At 42.0% G+C, this 22,257-nt stretch carries 15 protein-coding genes; 7 read left to right on the forward strand and 8 right to left on the reverse strand.

The genetic code is table 11. From position 1 onward, the window contains the following. The first annotated feature begins 3 nt into the window (after positions 1 to 3). Positions 4 to 1,407, forward strand: coding sequence for an ABC transporter substrate-binding protein (locus tag MNR06_RS15205; protein WP_243537293.1), 1,404 nt, complete (start codon positions 4 to 6; stop codon positions 1,405 to 1,407). On the opposite strand, the gene MNR06_RS15210 is transcribed toward MNR06_RS15205, so the two are convergent. After that, positions 1,404 to 2,066: a GNAT family N-acetyltransferase gene (locus tag MNR06_RS15210; protein WP_243537295.1), complete on the reverse strand. Its 663-nt coding sequence runs from the start codon at positions 2,064 to 2,066 to the stop codon at positions 1,404 to 1,406. The genes MNR06_RS15205 and MNR06_RS15210 overlap by 4 nt on opposite strands. A gap of 12 nt (positions 2,067 to 2,078) precedes the next feature. Beyond that, positions 2,079 to 3,500 carry an ABC transporter substrate-binding protein gene (locus MNR06_RS15215; RefSeq protein WP_243537296.1) on the reverse strand — a complete coding sequence of 474 codons (1,422 nt, stop codon included), beginning with the start codon at positions 3,498 to 3,500 and terminating at the stop codon, positions 2,079 to 2,081. A gap of 129 nt (positions 3,501 to 3,629) precedes the next feature. On the opposite strand from MNR06_RS15215, the gene MNR06_RS15220 reads away from it, so the two are divergent. After that, the gene (locus MNR06_RS15220; RefSeq protein ID WP_243537298.1) at positions 3,630 to 5,207 is read left to right on the forward strand and encodes a tolA protein; all 1,578 of its coding nucleotides are present in this window, start codon (positions 3,630 to 3,632) and stop codon (positions 5,205 to 5,207) included. After that, positions 5,204 to 5,875: a J domain-containing protein gene (locus MNR06_RS15225; RefSeq protein WP_243537299.1), complete on the forward strand. Its 672-nt coding sequence runs from the start codon at positions 5,204 to 5,206 to the stop codon at positions 5,873 to 5,875. Before MNR06_RS15220 ends, MNR06_RS15225 begins: the two co-directional genes overlap by 4 nt. A 4-nt stretch (positions 5,876 to 5,879) precedes the next feature. Here MNR06_RS15225 and MNR06_RS15230 read toward each other — a convergent pair whose 3' ends face one another. After that, positions 5,880 to 6,623 (reverse strand): hypothetical protein, encoded by a 744-nt coding sequence (locus tag MNR06_RS15230; protein WP_243537300.1) that lies wholly within the window; start codon positions 6,621 to 6,623, stop codon positions 5,880 to 5,882. A gap of 169 nt (positions 6,624 to 6,792) precedes the next feature. On the opposite strand from MNR06_RS15230, the gene MNR06_RS15235 reads away from it, so the two are divergent. The 4 genes from MNR06_RS15235 to MNR06_RS15250 all read left to right on the forward strand — a co-directional run bounded on the left by MNR06_RS15235 (position 6,793) and on the right by MNR06_RS15250 (position 14,135). Continuing rightward, entirely contained in the window at positions 6,793 to 7,344 is a 552-nt protein-coding gene (locus MNR06_RS15235; protein ID WP_243537301.1) for an NUDIX domain-containing protein, read from the forward strand. Positions 7,345 to 7,360: 16 nt separating this feature from the next. Beyond that, on the forward strand, positions 7,361 to 10,042 hold the full coding sequence (gene acnA / locus MNR06_RS15240) for an aconitate hydratase AcnA (protein WP_243537302.1): 2,682 nt from the start codon (positions 7,361 to 7,363) through the stop codon (positions 10,040 to 10,042). A gap of 278 nt (positions 10,043 to 10,320) precedes the next feature. Then, positions 10,321 to 13,182: a fibronectin type III domain-containing protein gene (locus tag MNR06_RS15245; protein WP_243537303.1), complete on the forward strand. Its 2,862-nt coding sequence runs from the start codon at positions 10,321 to 10,323 to the stop codon at positions 13,180 to 13,182. Between the two features lie 158 nt (positions 13,183 to 13,340). Beyond that, entirely contained in the window at positions 13,341 to 14,135 is a 795-nt protein-coding gene (locus MNR06_RS15250) for a L,D-transpeptidase (RefSeq protein ID WP_243537304.1), read from the forward strand. Positions 14,136 to 14,214: 79 nt separating this feature from the next. Here the strand turns inward: MNR06_RS15250 and MNR06_RS15255 are convergent, their stop codons facing one another. The 5 genes from MNR06_RS15255 to MNR06_RS15275 all read right to left on the reverse strand — a co-directional run bounded on the left by MNR06_RS15255 (position 14,215) and on the right by MNR06_RS15275 (position 22,099). After that, entirely contained in the window at positions 14,215 to 16,260 is a 2,046-nt protein-coding gene (locus tag MNR06_RS15255; RefSeq protein WP_243537305.1) for a S9 family peptidase, read from the reverse strand. Positions 16,261 to 16,383: 123 nt separating this feature from the next. Further along, positions 16,384 to 17,319, reverse strand: a complete 936-nt coding sequence (locus MNR06_RS15260) for an NmrA family NAD(P)-binding protein (RefSeq protein WP_243537307.1) — start codon at positions 17,317 to 17,319, stop codon at positions 16,384 to 16,386. A gap of 72 nt (positions 17,320 to 17,391) precedes the next feature. Continuing rightward, positions 17,392 to 19,089, reverse strand: a complete 1,698-nt coding sequence (recN, locus tag MNR06_RS15265) for a DNA repair protein RecN (RefSeq protein ID WP_243537309.1) — start codon at positions 19,087 to 19,089, stop codon at positions 17,392 to 17,394. A 74-nt stretch (positions 19,090 to 19,163) separates the two neighbouring features. Then, the gene (locus MNR06_RS15270; RefSeq protein WP_243537311.1) at positions 19,164 to 20,063 is read right to left on the reverse strand and encodes an NAD(+)/NADH kinase; all 900 of its coding nucleotides are present in this window, start codon (positions 20,061 to 20,063) and stop codon (positions 19,164 to 19,166) included. Continuing rightward, positions 20,063 to 22,099, reverse strand: a complete 2,037-nt coding sequence (locus MNR06_RS15275) for a M3 family metallopeptidase (RefSeq protein WP_243537312.1) — start codon at positions 22,097 to 22,099, stop codon at positions 20,063 to 20,065. Before MNR06_RS15275 ends, MNR06_RS15270 begins: the two co-directional genes overlap by 1 nt. Positions 22,100 to 22,257 lie beyond the last annotated feature (158 nt).

The following is a 22,257-nucleotide window of genomic DNA, read 5'->3' on the forward strand; positions in this document are numbered from 1 at the left end:
GTGATGTCTGTATTACGAATTCCCTTGAAAGGCTTACCTTCGAACTTTGACCCACATAACATGTCTGATACATATTCGATGATCGCAAACCTTCAGCTTCATCGAAGTTTATTAAGATTTTCTTCTTCATCAGATGCCACATTCGACATAGCAAAAGATTTTAAAACATCGAAGAACGGCACTGAAATTCTTTTTTTATTAGATGAAAAACGTAAATTCAGTGATGGAACCTCAATAACGGCCGATGATGTTGTAAAAAGCTTTCAACGTATCTTTAAGGATAAAACTACCATAGCTGCTGATCTTAGCTATATTGTGGGTGCTGAAGAAAATGATCTCTCTGTTTTGCAAATTAAAGCTCACTCTACGAATTCAGTACTTTTTAAGTTGCGTCACCCATGCAGTTTATTTTTTAAGCAGATCGCCACTGTCGATGCAAGCATCCTAAAATTGGATGAGAATCTAAATCTTATTCCAAATGTATTCTCAGGGCCATACCAACTGCAGTCTTTCAATGAATGCGAAGTTGTACTTCAACGAGTTCAAGCAGTAGCGTTATCTAATGCTCCTCAAAAAATCGTCTTTCTAAAAAATGAAGACGTGGGTCATTCATTCGATAGCATTTCGAGAAATGTCGACAGGGTTGATGAATCTTTCTTGGATTCACAACTTTTAGAAGAATTCAAACAGGCCGGATGGAAGGACAAGGGAACCGGAAGTGCTAATATTTTTGGCCTATCGATGAATCCCAGCAGAATCCCCTTTCTACATCGAAGTATTATTTTTGAATATTTCTACGGCAAACTGGTAAATTTAAGTGAACACAACTTGCTTAGTGCCTATGGGGTGGTGCCTCCTGTGGTTGAGGGCGCACTTCAAAAGCCATTGTATTTCCCTGCTGAAACTTCAAAAAACAATGTGCCCGGAACATACAAGATACTTTGCACCAAGGATTCCCTCTATTCCCAGGTCCTGGCCCCAGTTTGTAAAAAGCTTTTAGACGAACAGCAAATAAATCTAATTCTTGAGGAAAAAGAAATTAGGGACCTTATTCAGCTATCACAAAACGAAGATTTCGATATTAGACTTGTTCCTAAGGTTATCGATTATCCTGATGCTTACGGTATGCTTTCTTATTTTCGTTCTGGTTTTGAAGCAAATAGGTTCTTCGTAAACAATAGAAAAATTGACGGACTTTTAGATGATCTTTTAAAAGCGTCAGATACTGAAAGACATGTACTTATATCTGCTGAAATTCAAAAAATAATTTTAGAAGAAAAGGTCTTCATTCCTCTTTTCGCTCGTGGTAAAAACGCCGCGTTTTGGTCCCCACGGATAAAAGTGATTCCCGATCATCAAATGGGGTTATTTTCACTGCCTTTTGAAATGATCGAGTTAGAAAGTTAGTTCACCATCCACTTTTCAAAAGCTATTTGTACGTTCATGTTTCTTAAGAAATACTTCAACGCGGAACTATTATTGGGAAAGACCTGAAGGCACAAAGGTGAATTGGGTGGAATTTGTTCCTTAATTTTGTTCATTAGGAAATTTTGAATTCCTTCTTTCCTATGTTTTTCATCGACAATAAATCTTAAAAGTACATAAATCTCCTGATTCCAAAAAATAGTGTCCTTTATTTTAGCAACTGATGCATGAGCAATAAGGTTATCCTGAATGTAAACCTGGAAGCTAAAGCCATTTTTTGTGATTTCAGCGGTATATTTTTCAAAATTTACCAAGGCTTCCGGCTGAAAAATAATGTTGTCAGTATTGTGTTTGATTAGAAGATTTTTAATTTTTTCTATATCTTTAGGTTGCCCATTTTCAAGGGTAACATTTTCAGAAAGACTTGCTGATTCGTCTAAGAAAAAATTTATTGCTGGAGAATAAAGGATATATGAAAACAGGGAACCATGCATGAAGCCTTCTTTGAACTTTTGCAGATAGAATATTTTTTTGTTGGAATGTTGGTTTATGAAAGAAGTTAAAACTTCATCTTTACGGGGCTGAAAGTCATTTAAGTTGATAGTATTTTCATTCGAAGTAAAGGTGTAGTTTGCTTTCATGTGTAAGTAAGCCTAATCATTTATTATTGCCTTCCAGAATGAAATTTCCGGGAATACTTTCGACCATTGAGAAATATCTAAAGTTTTTTTATGATAAAACCAAACTGTTTGGTAGGCGAGGGGGGCGATTAAGCCTTCTTCAAGTAAGTTTATGCCAATTGTTTTAAAGATATTCGATTTTAATTTCGTATCTGTTGATGACGCCGCTTCATGCATTAGATCGTTAATGCGGCTTTTAGAATCTAAGAAGATATACGGCCTGCTGGTATTGAAAGTGGTTATTAAACTTCCTGAAAGGTCGTTTGAAGAAAAATCATTTGAGGATATCTTGATGTCAAATTTATTACATTGAAGTATTTCAATCAGTTGTTCTTCCGTTTCATAAGAAACAATTTCCACTTGATAAAAGCCATTCAAATATTTCAGAAAATCTACAATTAATGAATTTGATATCTTTAAAGGAACAATTTTAAGTTTTCTTTTCTCAATACCTGTAGATTTTGAGGCATTAGCTAAAATTGTGAACCATATGCTTTTCAAATCTTCAATAGTAGGTCTGCCGTCACCAATAGGATGATAAAGCTGATCCGCCTTTTCCCAAATATGACCATTCAATTCGGCACTGGTAAAACTTTTTGTTATTACCTGAAATTTCGCACGGTTTTGTAGATTCTGAAAGTAATCGCTATTGGGATTTATCGAAAGCCAATAACTAAAGGAAATTTGCGGCTTCGCCGCCAAAAGCGAATCATTACTTTCGATCTGCTGATGAGCTTCTAAGGACAGGTTTTGTTGGGTCGCTAAAAAATCAATAGATCCATTTAAAAGATTCTTCAATGAAAGTTCGTCGATTGATCCTTCCAAAATAAGGTCATGTTCATTCTCTACATTAGATTTATAAAACAGGTTTCTTTTAAGGAAGTAGGTATTGTTATCTTTTCTGTCTAAAAAATATGGTCCTGATGAGACAGAAAATTTAGACTCACCCTTTTTTGAGATCACATCCGATTCATGTAAAACACCAAATTCAGGTTTGGATAGGTCATATAAAAATCCGGTACGGGAATTTTTTAAGTGGAAGACTACGGAATCTTCACCATCAACATAGACCTTTTCAATTTCTGCAAAAGGAAAATGTACGCCCGTTTTTAATTCAGTCTGTCGTTGGATGGATGCGACCACGTCTGATGGTTTAATCGCAGCGCCGTTTGAAAAACTTTCTTGCTTCAGCCATAAATGCCACTGCTTATAATCTTCAGTGTGACTCCACTTAATAGCCAGACCGGGTTCCACATTTCCAGAACTATCAAGCTTGGTCAGAGTCACAACTAAATGCGCCGCCAGAATATAGTGACCCGCAGTTGAGATGGCTGCTAACTCGACCTTTTCAGGGATGCGAAAGATATTTGCTTTAATTAAACCTGGATTCTTCATTAAGCGCCTATGGGTTGATCACTATATGAAAATATCTTACGATCGCCTGCTGAAAGTGCCACTGCTTTTTTGCTTTTTTCTAACCCGTCTATGCGGACTTTTATTTCACAAACTTCCCTTAAGTCGGGAATGAAGTTCACGAAATTTGCCGATACGGCTGCTATGAGTTTTTTAGTCCTAGCGCTTATTTTTATATCTCCAGTAATCGCATTCGGTTCAACCGATATTGAACTGCTTTATGGTAAGCAAATCGCATGGACTGCGGCCAATATCGATGATCCCAAAGTCGTTTCAGCATTTCGTGAATCGTTTCAAAACCTGTTAGCTGATAAGAACAAAGTCGCACAATTGCAAACCGCGGAGGGTAAAAAACTTCTGCAGCAAGGTACTAACTTGCTGGGTGTGGTTCAGCTAAAAGAACGTCTTGATAAGTGTGTTCTTAAGCACGCTTCGGCCAAAGAAGCTGTGACGTCTTTGACTGGCGCTATGAACTCGAAAGTCATGGATGCGGATATTTGCGTAGTCAGCGTTGATGAAACTAAGAAAATGCAGAACTTCGCTAAGGACTTAGAAAACAGTTTCAAAGATGACGCTAAAAAGAAAATTTTAGATTTAGCGACGAAACAGCTTGGGCAAACGCGTTCTTACTGGAAAAAGGCTCAGACGGAAAAAGATCCTTTGGATCTAGCGGTTGAACTTACAGACCGCGAACGGGAAATGAAATCTAAGCCTCCGCAAACGGGGACTGAGCTTTTGCTTTACACCAAAGCTTTGCGTGACAGAAGAAATAAGCAAGTCATTCGCATAGCCGACGTGAAAAAAGCGTTCACCGAAGTGCAAAGCGAACTGCAAGCCCATGAAGACTATCTTAAGGACGTAAGCGACGAAAACGCAGAAGAAGCTTTACAAAAACTTATAGTGACGAATCCTGCAGCTGCAGCCCATTACCTGATGGAAAACCCAGGATCTTTGGACTTAATCTGCCGGACCTTGCAAGACTATGACAAAAAAGCACAGAACAAAGACTTTGTTGATAAGGCAATGTTTTGGGGCGGTCTTGTTGTGGGTGGGGTATTGTTAGCCACTGGAATCGGTGCTGGAGTTGGTGCTATGGTTTTATCAGGAACAGCGACGGCCGGAACTTTGACGACGGTGGCAGCAAGTGCTGCCTTAGCAGGAACGGTTGCCGGTGGTGGTGAAGCAATATATTCATCAACCAGGGCCTATGAATCGTTTAATGAAGCTCGCCAATTAAGGGCTTCGGCATTCGCTGAAGGCAGTTCGCAAGAATCATTTACTAAAGCTGATAAGGCAAAAGAAGCAGCGTACTCAGACTTAGCCGATGCAGGGTTTTCAGCCGCCTCGATTATTCCTTTTGGTGCGGGCTTAAAGGTTATGAAAAGTTCTGCTCAAGCTTCACGCTTGGGATCTGCTTCACGCGTAGCTAAAGAAGGTTCCAAAGTCGAAGCAGAGAGTGTGAAGGGTTTAGCGGTTTCCTTAAAAGAAGTTTCCGCTGATAAAGATGTTTTAAAAGTTTTAGAGCATAGTCAGAAACAAGTGGATTCCGAAGAGATGGGCATGTTCTTAGGTTACCTTTCTCACTTACCAAAAGGGGAGCGTGAAAAGGTGATGGAACTTATTAAGAAAAAGCCCGAGAAAGTTCCAGAAGCCATCCGTGAATCGTCAAAAGCGGGAGTCTGCCGATGAAATCCATTTTGATTCTTTCATTCTTGTTCAGTTTGCACACCCAAGCCCAAACGACAGATGAAATCCGTCGAATCATGAATTCAAACAACAGTCTTTATGAAGTGCTTGGTGTAAGTCAAAATGCTTCGGAAGCTGAAATTCGTGGTTCTTATCGCAAATTGATGAAGGCGTTTCATCCGGATCGCTATCTGAATGAGCCGCAAAAGTTGCGTGTTGCAACTGAAGTTATGAAGAAACTTAATACGACCCGAGATACTTTATTAGATTCATCTTCGCGGCAAAGATATGATGCAAATTTAAAAACCAAACCTGCTAGCAAACCTTCACCACAACAGCAGCCGACAGCTAAACCGCAAGAAAGCGCTTGGAAAAAGTGGCAGCCAGAGGAATTTTCTAAAACAGAAAAGAAAAAAGAAGAAAAGGCAGAGACTACGAATAAGTCTGATGAAACAAGCAAACAGGACAAGTCTGCAAAATCAGAGGTCCCTGAAAAGCCTTCCTCAAGTGCCGCAGAAAATAAAGTTGTGTCAAATAACGAGTCCCCTGCAGTTGAGGCAGCAAAAGAAAAGCCTGTCGATTATAGGGCTCGACAGGCTTCTAAAATGTATCAAGATGTTCAGAACTGCGGTGCAGATTTCTTTCGCACCTTCGTGAATATCGTGCAGTAGCTGCTTAGAAATTCATAGTGTAACCAAGAAGGCCTTGGACACCTGACATCGTGGTTCTTAAATCTGAACCGCCGGTTTCAACTTCGCTTGTACCACCGCATTGACTGATGCCTGGAATATCTCCGGAAGCAGTACAGTTACCACCCGTTGAAAGATTTCTTTCAATCGGCATGTAGCGGATATTGCCTTCAATAGATACGCAATGGCTTGCAGTAAAACAGAAGTCCACACCAATACCACCCATAGCACCAAAAGCACTGCCTTTAAACGCAAGTGTTTTAGAGGCCGCCGTGATATCCCCACTTAAGCTTCCATAACCTAGTCCTGTTTGCATATAAAATTTGATGAAATCATTTTCTAAGGGATAAAGACGGAAGATCGGGAAAACCGTATAACCTGACAATGAATAATCAAAGCTTCCGCCCGTGCCAGAGCCTTCTGCTTTTTGGGTAAAGTATGAAGGACGGAAAAGAATAGCGTAAGAAGTGCCAGAAAATCTCCAGCCCCAGTTAGCATAAAATTCCCAAGCGCTGCCAAGATTTTTTGTTGTGGCATTCGCTGTCGTGTTAGCGTCATCAATAGCGCCATTCATGTCATCCTGGGAAGAAGACACAGTTGAAATGCCGATTCCTAACGACATGTCGCCAGACATTCCACCGCCACGAGCGGCATTGGCGTCTTGTATTAAAAGAAACGAAGCAAGTAGGGTTGTTGAGACAAAGAACCCCCAACGGTTGAAGTTTTTCATAGCAAGATCCTCCTGATCATGGGCCATAAATAATACTGCTTTTTTTACCTCTCATAGGTTCTTTGATTCCCAAATAATCGGCAACTAACATTCGTTACCATAGACTTTGGCCTAACCTAGCTTTTGTCCAGACAAGACAAAGTTAATTCCCTATGCGATTCTGTAAGTCATGAAGCATTTAGAAGAAAAAACTTTGTCTAGTGAGCAGATATTTAAAGGACGTTTTCTTAAGGTAGAACGGGACCAAGTCCAAGCTCCCGACGGAAAAATCTATACCCGTGAATACATTTTGCATCCGGGCGCTGCGATGATGATTCCGCTTTTACCCAATGGAAAAGTGGTTATGGTCCACCAGTATCGCCATGCTCCTCGCCAAGTCTTTTTAGAGTTTCCCGCCGGAAAACGCGATCACAATGAAGACAGTCTTTTGACAGCAAAGCGCGAGCTTAAAGAAGAAACCGGGTATGAAGCTAAAGAATGGAAATTTCTGACAACCATTCATCCAGTGATCGGGTATTCCAATGAACATATTGATTTGTATTTGGCCAAGGATCTAACTTTGACAAAGCAAACTCTGGATCATGGTGAGTTTCTAGAAGTTGTAGAACTTACTCCAGCAGAACTAATGCAAAAGGTTGCTGCAGGACAAGTCAGCGATGTGAAGACCCAAATCGGGGCTTTTTGGCTTGATAAAATAATTCGCGGGGAGTGGAATTATTGAGGGGAGGATCCTCTCAATGCATATTCAATCTAACGACAGTTTTAAAACTAAAGGCTCTCTTAAATCCGGCGATCGTGATTATACGATTTTTAACTTACAGAAAATTTCCCATCCCAATATTCGTCGCTTGCCGGTGTCATTAAAAGTGCTCTTAGAAAATCTTTTGCGACACGAAGATGGTTTGCACGTCACGGCTGAAGACATCCAAGCTTTTTTAAATTTAGATAAGGCCACCTTCACCCGCGAGATTTCATTTTTTCCGGCGCGAGTCCTGATGCAAGACTTTACGGGTGTTCCTGCGGTCGTAGATTTAGCAGCCATGCGAGATGCCATGGCGTCCTTGCAAGGGGATCCCAAAAAAATCAACCCTCTGGTTCCTGTCGACTTAGTTATTGATCACTCGGTGATGGTGGATTCTTTCGGGACGCCTCAAGCCTTTGATGAAAACGTTAAGATGGAGTTTCAAAGAAACCACGAACGTTATGTGTTTTTAAAGTGGGGTCAGAAGGCTTTTCAGAACTTTAAAGTAGTTCCACCCGGAACTGGAATATGCCACCAAGTAAATCTAGAATATTTGGGTAAAACAGTTTGGACTAAGGAAGTTGATTCTGGCAGTTACGCTTTCCCAGATACGTTAGTAGGAACTGACAGTCATACCACGATGATCAATGGACTTTCGGTTCTTGGTTGGGGAGTAGGTGGTATCGAAGCTGAAGCAGTGATGTTAGGACAGCCTTTAAGCATGTTAGTGCCAGAGGTGATTGGGTTTAAAATCGAAGGTAAACTTTCTGAAGGCGTCACAGCGACGGACCTAGTTTTAGTGATCACCCAGATGCTAAGAAAAAAAGGTGTTGTCGGAAAGTTCGTTGAATTCTACGGTCACGGCCTTGCTTCCATGTCCTTAGCCGATCGGGCGACTATTGCTAACATGGCTCCGGAATATGGGGCGACTTGTGGGTTTTTCCCGGTTGATGATGAAACCCTCAAATACCTGCGACTTTCTGGCAGGGATTCTGCCACAGTGGCCTTAGTAGAAAAATACGCTAAAGAAACAGGGCTATGGCGCTCTGAAGAAAGTGAAAAGCATTATCTTTATCAAGACACCCTTTCGCTAGATCTTTCGCAAGTAGAACCAGCTTTAGCCGGGCCTAAGCGTCCCCAAGATCGTGTGGTGCTAAAAAAAGCGGCGCAGGATTTTAACCAGCAGTTAGTGTCTGGTTTTCAGATTCTTGCAGAAAAAACTTCAAAAGATTCTTCTGCTGTTTCAGTGGATGGCAGTAACTATAGCTTAGGCCATGGCGATGTCGTCATTGCGGCAATCACCAGTTGCACGAACACCTCAAATCCATCCGTGATGATTGGTGCGGGGCTGGTGGCAAAGAAGGCGGTCGAAAAAGGTTTAAAAGTGAAGCCTTGGGTAAAGACCTCCTTAGCGCCAGGATCCCAAGTCGTGACTGATTATTTAGAAAAATCTGGTGTGCAAAAGTATCTAGATCAAATCGGTTTTAATCTTGTGGGATATGGCTGCACAACATGCATTGGAAATTCAGGACCGCTGCCGCAGCCGATCGCCAATGCCGTAGAGCGTGGAAATCTAGTCGTCGCTTCGGTTCTTTCTGGCAACCGCAACTTTGAAGGTCGTATCAATCCCCATGTAAAAGCAAATTACTTAGCGTCCCCCATGTTGGTGGTCGCCCATGCTTTAGCGGGCAGTATGCAGATAGACATTACTAAAGATTCTTTAGGCAAAGGTGCTGATGGAAATGATGTTTATTTAAAAGATATTTGGCCAAGCACTTTAGAAATCCAAGAACTCGTCAACAAAACCGTTGAAACAAAAATGTTTGATTCTCGCTATGGGAATGTTTTTGACGGTACCGAGGATTGGAAGAAAATCGAAACAACCACATCACAAACATATTCTTGGGATGAAAGTACTTATATAAAAAATCCGCCTTACTTTAAGGGTATGCAAAAACAGCCAGGAAGCATGAGTAATATCAAGTCCGCGCGGATTTTAGCAGTGCTTGGTGATTCCATAACGACGGATCATATCTCCCCAGCAGGAAGTATTAAAAAAGATTCCCCCGCCGGCAGATACCTCATTGGCAAAGGTGTGGATCCCGTTGACTTCAATTCTTACGGAGCCCGCCGAGGAAACGATGAAGTCATGGTGCGCGGAACTTTTGCTAACATCCGAATTAAAAACGAAATGCTTCACGGGGTTGAAGGTGGCTTAACCAAAGATAGTTCTGGCGAAGTCGTGTCTATCTATGATGCTGCGATGAAATATCAAAAGGAAAATACTCCTCTGGTAGTGGTTGCAGGAAAAGAATATGGAACCGGCTCTTCGCGGGACTGGGCTGCCAAGGGTACGCGGCTTTTAGGAGTCAAAGCGGTCATCGCCGAAAGTTTTGAGCGCATTCATCGTTCCAATCTAATTGGGATGGGCGTATTGCCATTGCAATTTCATTCCGGCGTAGATCGTAAGAGTTTAAAAATCGATGGCACAGAAACCATTGACCTAGTGGGAATCGAAGAAGGAATGCAAGCGCAACAAGACTTGAAATTAGTGATTACAAACAAAGATGGCCATAAGCATGAAATCAAAGTTCGCTCTAGAATCGATACTGCTGTTGAGCTTGAGTACTATAAGAATGGTGGAATACTTCACTATGTCTTGCGTAAGCTGATGTAACTAGACCTGTTCCCTATATATATATATATTAGTGTGGGCGACAAAATATTTGTTCCACAACTTTCCCCTTTTAAATCAGGGAAGTGCAAAACTTGCCTGATTTAAATCATTTAGACTTTTGTTAGACCAAGGTACTAAACAGGACTGAATACTTTAGCTTCACGATAAAACATTCGATACACCAAATGATGAAACGCATTTTTGTCGCTTTATGCATTATAGGTCTAGCTGCTTCCGCAGTGCTTTTGTATTTACAAAGGCACAGAAGCGCAAGCCTTATGGACGAAACTGCATTAGGCCCTCCGTTAGCAGTCTTGCGTGAAATCAAAAACCAAGTTCGTTATAAAAACCCTGGTGATATCTTCTGGCAAACGGGAACTGATGGCCAAAAACTTTATAACAAGTCTGAAGTTTTCGTTGATGAAGCTTCGCGCGCGGCCCTTTATTTTTCGGGAAACCGTCGGGCTCGCCTTGCTGCAAACACACTATTAAAACTCTCGTTGGATCCTAATGATAGCAAATCGCTGGTCTTAGCTTTAGATGATGGTTCTTTCAATCTTCGTAACGGCGATGACGGTCAGGTCAGTTTCATTCTTAAGGTGGATGAAGCTGGGTTAAATATTGGAACGGATAAACGTTTTGACCTTTTCGTAAAAAAACGTGAAGGGGGACTTGGACTTGCCATGGCTTCAGGCAATCTTGGCATAGGCGGGGTCAGCGAAAAGCAAGATCTTAAAGAAGGTGAAACCATCGTTGTTAAAGAACGCAATAGCCAGTTCGCGGTTAACCAAGCTAGCGAAAAAGTTGAATTTTATATCGAACAAACTTTAGATTCTTCGGTAAAACTTATTCATCCTTCTAATAATCAAATCGTTTACCAAAGTAAGCAGCCTCAGTTATTCCAGTGGAGTGGGGGTTCTAATGAAAGAACCTTAGTACAATATTCTTACATGCTGGATTTCGCTGAATATCAAGAGGTGGATGTCACGGGTGCTAATCTATATACAATTCCAGCGGCGCTTCGTGGGGAAGTATTCTGGCGAATTGTTTCTTACTATAAAGGTCTTCCGCAGTATTCAACTGCGGGCTTTTTTAAAGTCGCTGACATCAACGAAGTAGCTATTGACCAGGTGGCCCTGAACTTTATTTCAAAAGGAAAATGGCAGCTCACCGCAAGTGTTAAAGAAGAACAAGAAAATAATTATGAATTTCAAGTAAGCCAGGCGGCGGATTTTAAAGAAACCTATGATGCATATTTAGGAAAACAACCAATGCAGTCCATGGTGGATGTGAGCGGCGACCTTTTTGTGCGTGTTCGTCGCGTGTATGACAGTGGTCTTGTCTCTGCTTGGTCTTCACCTAAAACAGTACAGGTAAGACCTCCATTAAGTACCCCTGTGCTAAAATTGGACTCCCAAGAGGAATCTCTTCAAGGTGTGGTTGTAGCTCAAATATCTTGGGAAGCCGATCCTGCAGCAACAGTCTTTATATTACACAGTTCTAAATTTGCAGATTTCACTTCGTTTCAATCCCAAGTCGTGGATGGAAAAAAAGATTTTATTTTAAACAATAACTTATCAAACCAAATCTATTACCGCGTCCTGGCGCAATCGCCGGAAGGTGAAATGTCGCTGGCCTCGAACTCTGTAGTGATTAAAGGTTCAAAATTAATTGCTCAGAAGTTAGCTGCCTCAGCGAAAGAAGCGCCAGCGATCAAAGCACCTAAAGCTATTGTAGAAGAAAAAGCATCGCCGATTGCAAACCAAGCCCCGGCTGACAAGGCGATTTTTTATACTGAACAAAAAATTGTCTTCACTTGGGAAGGAACGGCGGATTTCCTGCAAATGTCGTCGGTTTCAAATTTTTCCCAGGACGTGCAAAGTTTTAACGTCAAAGGTAAAAACACCTATGAAACCACTTTCAAAAACCCAACAAAATTTTTCTGGCGAGTGGTCCACAAGAAACAAAACACTGCGCCTTCAAGATCCCTCAGCGTACTGCCAAAGTCAGATATCTTAATTGAAAGTGTGGATCTTAAATTTGTCGAACGTGGTAAGTGGAAAATCCATCCTCGCATCCAAGGGGCTAAGCCAGGCGAAGTCTTTCGGGTGCAAATCGGTAAGTCTTCTGACTTTGCTCAAGCCGTTGAAGTTTTAGGAAATCTTTCTGAAGGCCTAGCCGTGGATCAGCAAGGAACTTTCTTTATCCGCGCCAAAAGAACAGCGGAAGGGAAGGATATTTCTAAATGGTCTAACGTGGCGACCCAATTCATTCGCCCACCTTTAGACACACCCGTATTAGGTAAAGATGAAGAAATATTAGCAAGTTCAACATCCATCAATTTAACCCTTTCTTGGGGTGAAGTAAAAAACGCCAAAGAATATATTCTTGAAATTGATGATACGGCTGTGTTTGGTAACGTGCAGAAGTCTTTCTTAGTGCGTGATCAGAAATACACAGTTCAACACGGAACCCTTGAACCGGCTTATCTGCGTATCATGGCAAAATCCGCAGAAGGCGAAATCTCACCGCCATCAAAAATCTATAAAATCAAAGGTCTTTTGCCCGGCCCTAAAGTAGACCGCTATGAAATTTCTTATGGAAAGCTTGATGAAAAAGGAGACTCAGATAAGGTTCATATTCTATGGTCGCATCGTAAGAACGCCAAAAAATATATCGTTGAAATTGGCCGTCGCGAAGACTTAAAAGATGCAGAAAAATTCGAAACTGTGAACATCGAATTCTTTAAACCCGTGCAAGTTGAAGGCTGGTATTACTTCCGTCTTCGTCCTATTTCAAACTCTGCAGAATTCTTTGAAGCGCCTTCGCAGGTGTACGGAATTGAATATCGCAAAGAAAAAGGATTAAGCATTGCTGCCCTTGAACAACCAGGCACCGGCGAAAGTTTCACCGATCCGCAAGTGCGCTTTTCGTGGGGGCAAGTTCTAGGGGCTGCTTGGTATGAATTAGAATTATCGCGCAGTGCTGATTTTACGAAATCCACTTTACACAAAGTAGAAGCCCGCGATTACACCATGCGACCGGGATTAGATAAGGGCACCTGGTATTATCGCGTGCGCGGCAGAAGCCCCACCCAACAATCCCCATGGAGCCAATCCACTCATTTCAAGGTCAAATAATGGCCAAGTTATGCTTTAGACAGCATTTTTTTCATTACTCCCCCTGTCGCCCCCGTTCATAGTGCCTATATTTGTTTATAGCCCAACTACCGGCTTTAAAACCCCTGGCCGGGATCTTGCTTTAAAGCTTCCCATAATCCAATTAAGTCGGAGAGTTTATGAAAGCATTGAAGTACGGAGTGATCGTTCTAAGCCTTCTTGCAGGCCCTATGGCATCAGCCTCTTTTTGGGGTAAGGTGAAAAACGCCTTTAATGACTGTAAGTATGATGAAAAAGATTATCCACTTATTTATCAGTACGAAAAATCTATTACCAACAAACTGCCGGAACATTTCGCAGGTCGCTTCTCTGAATCCGACTTTAATACGAAGCCTTGGATGAGAGACTTTAAATACGTGCTGGTTGTGAACAAAGGCGAAGGTGGTCTTTACGGGCAAACTTTGCGCATCTATGATCACGGTATTCTAATTCACACAGCCAAGGTATCTACGGGGCGCGAAAACCTAGAACTTAAACGTAAAAATAAAGAGTGCACGGGGGCCCCGCCAAAATCTTATTGGTCGCAAACACCGACAGGTTATTACACTCCGAAGTTTTTATCGAAAGACCACAAATCAAGCTCTTGGGATTCAAGCATGCCATTTGCGGTGTTCTTTGATGTTGAAAATGGTTTAGCGTTGCACGAAGTTTATTCGAAATATAAAGACTATCTAGGTGGCAGAGCTTCTGGTGGTTGCGTTCGTCAAGATGCTGGGACCGCAGAGTTCGTATTTAATGCGGTCAAGTCGACTGAGTACGCTATGATTCCAGAAATCAATGTTGATGGGACACCGGTTTTAGATGAATCAGGGAATGTTAAATATATCTCTCAACAAACTTGGGTGAATCCAAGAACGGGTGAGGCTGTTAAGTTTAATACATTCGGTACTTTGATCATCGTAGAAGATAACTAGTTGGTCTTCCTGTCAGTTTAAAAATAAAAAACCCCTTTTGATAACACAAAAGGGGTTTGTTTTTTCTGCGCTTTAAAATCTAGTCTTTTTCATCCAACATTAAGATGAATGCATATTCCGTCGCTGTATCTTTCAATTGATCAAAGCGTCCTGAAGCGCCGCCGTGACCCGCATCCATATCCGTTTTTAAAAGGATCAAATTATCGCTTAAGTTGTGGTCGCGAAGTTTAGCCACCCACTTAGCTGGCTCCCAGTATTGCACTTGGGAATCATGCAAGCCCGTGGTTGCCAACAAGTTCGGATAGGATTTCTTTTCAACATTATCATAAGGGGAGTAGGTACGAATGTATTTGTATGCCTCTGGTTGATTAGGGTCACCCCATTCGTCGTATTCTCCGGTTGTTAACGGAATACTTGGATCTAGCATCGTCGTGATTACATCAACAAAAGGAACTTGCGCCACAATGCCTTTATAAAGGTCAGGACGCAAGTTCATCACGGATCCCATCAATAGGCCCCCGGCACTTCCACCCATAGCGTACACGTTCTTCGCTGAAGAATACTTTTCTTTAACCAAGTATTCAGTCACGTCGATAAAATCATAAAATGTATTTTTCTTATGGTTTGTTCTGCCATTGTCATACCATTCACGACCCATTTCAGATCCACCGCGGATATGGGCCTTTGCGAAAACAAAACCGCGATCCACAAGACTGAAAATATCACTGTTAAACCACGGGTCCATGTTGGCCCCGTAAGATCCATATCCATAAACCAGCATTGAAGCTGAAGCATCTTGCTTGTGATCTTTGGGCATAATCAAAGATACAGGAACCTTGGTGCCATCACGAACCGTAACAAAAACGCGAGCTGTTTTATATTTTTCCGGATTATAGTTTGGGACTTCATGGATTTTCTTAAGCACCTGTTGGTGGCTTTTCATATTGAAATCATAAACTGAGGGCGGCAGACGCATAGACTCATAATCAAAGCGCAACCATTCAGTATCAAATTCGCGATTGTCACCCACAGACGCCAAATAGCTTTCATCAGCAAATGGAATAAAGTGCGAATTTTTCCCGTCAAAACCGGTGATTTCAATTTGTGTAAGGCCGTTTTTTCTTTCTTCAAGCACGACGTGATTTTTGAAGACAGTGACATCTTCGACATAGGTGTCTTCCCGATGAGGAATAAGCTCTTTCCAGTTCTTATCGTCTGTATGTTGAAGCTCTGCTGTCATGACACGGAAATTCTTAGCGTTTTTATTTGTAAGGATATAAAAACGACGACCATCATCGGTCACAGAATATTCATGCTCACGCTTACGTGGGTTAAATACTTTGAATGTAGCTTCGGGGTGGTCCGCACTGATATAGCGAACTTCCGACGTCAATGTACTGCGTGACATAATGTAAATAAACTTCTGCGACAAAGAACCATGAACGTAGGCTGAAAAAGTTTCGTCCTTTTCTTCGTAAATCAGATCTTTCTTTTTCGTGCGCAGGTTATAGCGGTATACTTTTTCGTTTCTTAATGTCTCTGGATTTTGCTGAGAATAAAAAACCGTTTCGTTGTCATTCGCCCAGACTAAGTTGGGCGTGATGTTTTCAAGTTTATCCGGCAGCATTTTGCCAGTTTTCAGATCTTTAAAATAAAAAGTATAAAAACGGCGACCGACAGTGTCGGCTCCGAATGCCAGCAGTGATTGGTCAGGACTTACTCGTGGAGAGCTGCCTTGATAAAAAGAATGTCCTTTTGCCAATTCAGGAACGTTGACCAAAATTTCTTCAGGCCCTTTTTCGGAATCCATCATGCGCACGAAAAGGGGATACTGTTGTCCAGCTTCATAACGAACAGAATAATAATAGTTCCCTTTTTTAGCAGGCACTGACGATTCATCTTCTTTAATGCGTGATTTAAGCTCGGTGAATAGCTTTTCTTCTAACTTCTTCACTGACTTCATCGCTTCTGCGGTATAGTCATTTTCTTTTTTTAAGTGGGAGATAACTTCCGGGTTTTCTCGTTCTTTCATCCAGAAATATTCATCCACGCGGGTATCGCCGTGTTTAGTGAACGTCACAGGTTGTTTTTTGGGATGAGGATAATCGATTGGCATCTTATGCATACAAGAAACTCCGAGCAAAGCAACTAAGGGTATAAGCTTTTTCATGAAAAGGACGTTAGCACTCGAAGAAATGGAAAACTAGTCAAAAGCCCTTTGGCATTGCACCAAAGGGCAAGTTGATAATTAAATGCGAGCTTCACCTTCAGGTTGAGGACGGCTTTTGTTAGCACCAACAAGGGCCTTACTGTAGGCGTCTTGAAAAGTCGTACGTGCAAACTCTTCTATCGATGTCGCCGTCGTGTTTGTTTTATCGCGCTGAAAAGAAGCTTTCATGCTGCCATTGGTAAATGCATCTGAAAGTTCGTTATACCCGTTGGCCCAATCTTCACTTAAGCCCGCACCAACAAAATAATTTTTCATTTCAGCAGGTGGCACTTCCACATATTCTAGATTTGGCCAATTGATAGCGTCACCAAGAACTCTGATAACTTCGTCGTGGCAAATATTTCTTTCGCCTAAAAGATGTTCCACGTTGTGACCTTTAAAGGTCGGATTCATTAATAGGAATGCGGCGCGAGCTGCAATATCACGGGTTGCGATCATCGGCATTTCTAAATCCCCTGGGATAGTACCAAAATAACGACTCATGCTGATGATCGTAGGAATACCTGCTAATAGATTTTCCATAAAATAAGTAGGACGCAAGTGCATGATATCTAAGCCAGAGATATCGTTTAAGCGTTCTTCTTGATCATGCAAACCTAAAATGGGACCTGTTCCACCTTCTAAGTCGGCACCGACAGAACTTAAGTTGACGATTTTTTTGATGCCTGATTCTTCGATGGCTTCAGCCGTCACTTCACCGAATTTATTTTGATAAAAGCGCATTTCGGCAGCTTTAACATTAGAGGGAATCATGGTGAACGCCACTGAACAGCCGCGCATGGCATCAGTTAGAAAGCCGACGTTATTCGCATCCCCTTGCAGCAGTTCTGCACCACGAAAGGCTTCTTTGTTTGGAAAGTGTCGAGCCACGCAACGAACTTTTTGACCGTGGGCCAACAGATGAGTCGTAATTTTGGAGCCGATGTTTCCTGTTGCTCCCATCACCAGAATCATAAAAAACCCCCTATTTGTGAATTACTCATCGTAACTAATTCACAACAGGAGGTCGTACTTACAAGTGAGCAATTAGGCTTGAGCTTCTGCTAGCAACTGTTCGGCATGGGCTACGGATGTTTTAGAAATCTTTTCGCCGCTGATAAGACGGGCAAGTTCCTGAACTCGATCTTTTGTTCTGAGTTCTGACACAAGCATTGCTACCGAATCTTTCTGTGGAGATTTCTGAATAAAGAAGTGGATATCACCAAAAGCAGCGACCTGTGGCAGATGAGTGACACAAATCACTTGCTGTCCCTTGGCAATCGTCTTTAGTTTTCTTCCGACTTTTTCTGCCGTTTCACCAGAAACACCGGTGTCGACTTCATCAAACAAGTAAGTGCGCGGTTGATTTGAAGATCCCACCACACGTTTTAAAGAAAGAAGAATACGGCTCAGCTCACCGCCAGATGCAAATTTTGCTAACGGACGTTTGACATCTTTTGCAGAAGTTTGGCTTAGGAACTCGACATCGCTTAAACCTGTTGAATTTAAGTCCTGAAGTTTTTCAACCATCACGTGGAAGGTCACACCCTTCATATTTAGCTCTAACAACTCTGAATTCACAGATTGAGTTAAAAGTTCGGCCCCCTTCTGGCGGCGTTTGTGAAGATCTTGTCCCAGGCTTTCAAGTTCCTTAAGCAAGATAGTGGCTTCTTTTTTAAGGCTCTCAATTTTGGTTTCAGAATTTTGAAGATTGGAAATTTCTGTTTCCATGTCGGTTAAGGCTTTTAAAATATCATTGACCGTAGGACCGTATTTTTTCTGAAGCTTACGCATATCACTTAAGCGACCTTCAGCTTCTTCCAAACGTTGCGGATCCGCATCGATCTTTGCAGCATACTGACGGAATTCGTAAATGCTTTCATCGATCAAAGCTTTGGCTTGTTCTAAGTTTTCAAGCTTGCTTGCGATCTGCGGATCTAAAGCTGCTAAATCGGCCCCTTTTTTTAGAACGGCATTAAGGCGGCTGATCGCAGAATCATCATCGGTGTACAAAGCTTCTTCGGCTTGGTCCACGAAGCTGCCAATACGCGAAGCATTTTTAAGTTTTTTAACTTCGATTTCTAATTCTTGATCTTCACCAGGTGATAAATCCAAGTTCGCAATTTCATCACGTTGGTAAACTAAAAAATCCAGGCGCTGCGCTTTTTGTTTGGCATCGCTTTCTAGTTTCTTAATTTCAGCAAAAATACCGTGATAGCGATTGAATTTTTCAGTGAATAATAAACGTTTATCCCAAGTCCCAGCGTACTGATCTAAAAGGTCCAAATGATAATTCTTAGACATCAAATTGCGGTTTTCATGCTGCCCCGTCATTTCAATTAACGGAGCGGAATGACCCGCTAATTCAACTAGAGGGGCCACGATATCGCGCAAGCTGTTTAACGTGCTTAAGCTACCATTCAGATAAACTTTTGATTTATCACCAGCACTTAAGACACGTCTGACGATCAATAGATCTTCATCCACTTCAATACCCATGTCTTTTAAGTTTTGAATGATGTCAGCGCGCTTTGAAATATCAAAGGATCCTTCGATGGTTGCCTGGCTTGCCCCTGTTCTGATCGTGTCACTAGAGCCTTTACCGCCCATCAGAAGGCTTAAGCTTTTTAAAAGTACGGATTTCCCGGCACCAGTTTCACCACTGAGGATGTTCAATCCATCTTTGAAAGAAAGGTGCAGATTTTCGATAATGGCAAAATTCGATACTTTTAATTCTAGTAACATAATATCTCCAAACAATACTCCAGCGAAGCTGGAGTGAAGAAAGGCAATTTACTCCGGCGAAGCCGGAGTGTAGATCAGCTGCGATCCCCGAATTTTAATTTCTCTCGTAACAAATGAAAGTAGTTGTGGTTCTGTTCGCGCACAATCCAATGATCATAATGCGAGCGAGTTAAGATCACTTCATCATCAGCAGTGATCTCTGTCATCTTCTGGCCATCAACGATAAAGTGCGCTGTCTGCGTTTTACCTTCAAGACGGAAAGAAAGCTCTCTGTCATCAGGGAAAATAAGCGGACGGGAAGTCAAACTGTGCGGTGCCACAGGTGTTACCACAAACACTTTCGATTCAGGGTGAAGAATCGGTCCCCCCGCAGCTAAGTTATAAGCTGTCGAACCAGAGGGGCTTGCTACGATGAAACCATCGGCCTTTACTTCGCTCACCAAAAACTTTTCAGAATAAATCGCTGTATTGATTAATTGAGACATTCCGCCTCTTTCAATCACCACATCATTCAGAGCATGGAATTCAGCCCGTTGGCGACCTTTGCGCAAGATCTTTGCCACGATCATAGTGCGCGGGCTTAAGATCATCTTTCCTAACAAAGTTTTTTCAATGATATCAAAAACTGTGTCGGCATTGTGGGCGGTTAAAAAGCCCAGAGACCCCATATTAAAACCAAGAATAGGAACGCTACGTCCCTCAAGCAAACGCACGGCGCGTAAGTAAGTTCCGTCGCCACCAAGAACGATAATAAGATCCATGGTATCCATCTGCTTTTTTGTTTTCGCAGATTTTGTTCCAGGAATAAGCTTTTGTTCTGGCGCGGTAAAAATTTGAAAGCCGCGTTCTTTAAGATGGTCAGCAACTTTTTTAGACAAAGAGACAGCGGCTGCTGTCTCTAAGCGATAGACTAAGGCTATATTGCAATTGTCCTTCAGTACTAACTTATTTTTACTTACAAGTCCCTTAGCCATTAAATCAATCCGTCTCTTCTTAGCAATGCATTTGGATCTGGTTCACGACCGCGGAATTTTTTGTACAATTCCATCGGATGTTCAGTGCCACCGCGGCTTAGGATATTGTCTTTAAATTTCTTAGCCACTTCCGGACTAAATAAGCCTTCTTCTTTGAAATATTCAAATGCATCCGCATCTAAAACTTCAGCCCATTTGTAAGAATAGTAACCTGCAGAATATCCGCCTGCAAAAATATGGCTGAAGCTGCATGAAGAATTCGCCCCTTCAACTCTTGGGAACAAACGAGTTTCGGCCGTCGCTTTATCTTCGAAAGAATCAACGTCCTTGATCGCACCTGGATCCGTTGAATGCCATGCCATATCCAACATACCAAATTGCAACTGACGGCAAGACATGTAGCCTGCTTGGAATTTTTGCGAAGCTTTAAGCTTTTCAATCAAGTCTGCTGGCATAGGTTGATTTGTTTCATAGTGACGAGCAAAAAGATCTAAACCTTCTTTTTCCCCCACCCAGTTTTCCATGATTTGGGATGGAAGTTCTACGAAGTCCCAGTAAACGCTTGTACCGCTTAAAGATTGGTACGTGCACTCAGACAAAATGCCATGAAGAGCGTGACCGAATTCATGGAATAACGTGCGCACTTCATCATAAGTCAAAAGTGATGGCTTCGTTGGCGTCGGCTTCGTGAAGTTACAAACGATGCTGACATGCGGGCGCTTCATTTCATTTTCAATCAAGCCCTGACCACGGAATTGCGTCATCCATGCGCCGCCTTTTTTAGTTTCGCGCGGGAAGTAGTCTGTATAGAACAAGCCCATGTATTTACCAGATTGTTCTTCGTAAATTTCATAAGCTTTTACTTCTGGATGATAAACGGGAATGTTTTTATTTTCCTTAAACGTCAAACCGTAAAGTTTTCTCGCGTGGGCAAACACACCTTCAACTACGTTTTCCAGTTTAAAGAACGGACGCAAATCTTCTTCATTGAAAGCGTATTTGTCTTCTTTTAATTTTTCAGAGTAATAACCAAAGTCCCAAGGCTTGATTTCAACTAAACCGTCTAGTTTGTTTGCAAAATCAGCAATTTCTGCCACGTCTTTTTGGCCCGCGGCTTTTGAAGCTGATAAAAGTTTATTTAAAAACTCTTTCACCGTTTTTGGATCTTTAGCCATACGTTCAGCTAAAACGAAATCAGCATGGCTTTCAAAGCCCAAAAGTTTCGCGCGCTTGTTACGAAGCTCAACGATTTTTAAAACTGTCTCTTGGTTATCAAACTCGCCTTTGTAAGCGCGAGAAGAAAAAGCTCTCCACATTTTTTCGCGCAAAGGGCGGTTGTGGGCATAAGTCATGAATGGCAAATAGCTTGGGATTTGCAAATTGAATAACCATTTACCTTTGTGACCTTTAGATTCAGCCATGGCAGCAGCACCTTCAAGCACGCCTTCAGGAAGGCCATCAACGTCATCTTTTTTATCTAAAACCATTTCAAAAGCATTGGTCGCTTTCAAAACGTTTTCAGAATACTTCGGTCCAAGCACAGAAAGTTCTTGGTCGATTTGGCGAAGGGTTTCTTTGTCTTGGGCTGATAACAAAGCACCATTGCGAGTGAACGCTAGGTAAGTTTTTTCAAGCAAACGAGTCTGCTCTTTGTTCAAATTCAAAGATGTACGCTTATCGTAAACAGCTTTTACGCGTTTAAAAATTTCGTCATCCAAAGAAATATCAGACGAAAGAGCGGTTAGTTTAGGGTAGATCTCTTTTGCCAAAGCTTGCAAAGGCTCATCCGCGTTTGCCACTTCAAGGTTGCTATAGATCGATGCGATTTTATCAGAAAGCTCTGAAGCCGATTCTAAAGCAACGATGGTGTTTTCAAAATCGGGTGATGCTGTGTTTGCTTTAATCTTCGCGATATTTTCCTTCGCGACTTTCACCGCTTCATCAAGGGCCGGAAGATAATGTTCAACTTTGATCAAATCAAAAGGAACGGCCTGATCTTTATTTGTGAAGGGTTGTAAAAGAGGATTCGTGCTCATAGTAGTGCCTCCTGGGGGTGTTTAAAGAACCCAGAATATACAGCGATGTGAGCCTTACGGGGAGAGGTTTTTAAGGTTACGCGGCGCTTGTCCGCCGAAGCTTCAGCGTAGGTGGAAAGGCGGAAAGGTGGAAAAGGCCCTATGGTTATCTCCCATAG

This window comes from Bdellovibrio reynosensis, from assembly GCF_022814725.1.
GTDB classification, from domain to species: Bacteria; Bdellovibrionota; Bdellovibrionia; order Bdellovibrionales; family Bdellovibrionaceae; genus Bdellovibrio; species Bdellovibrio reynosensis.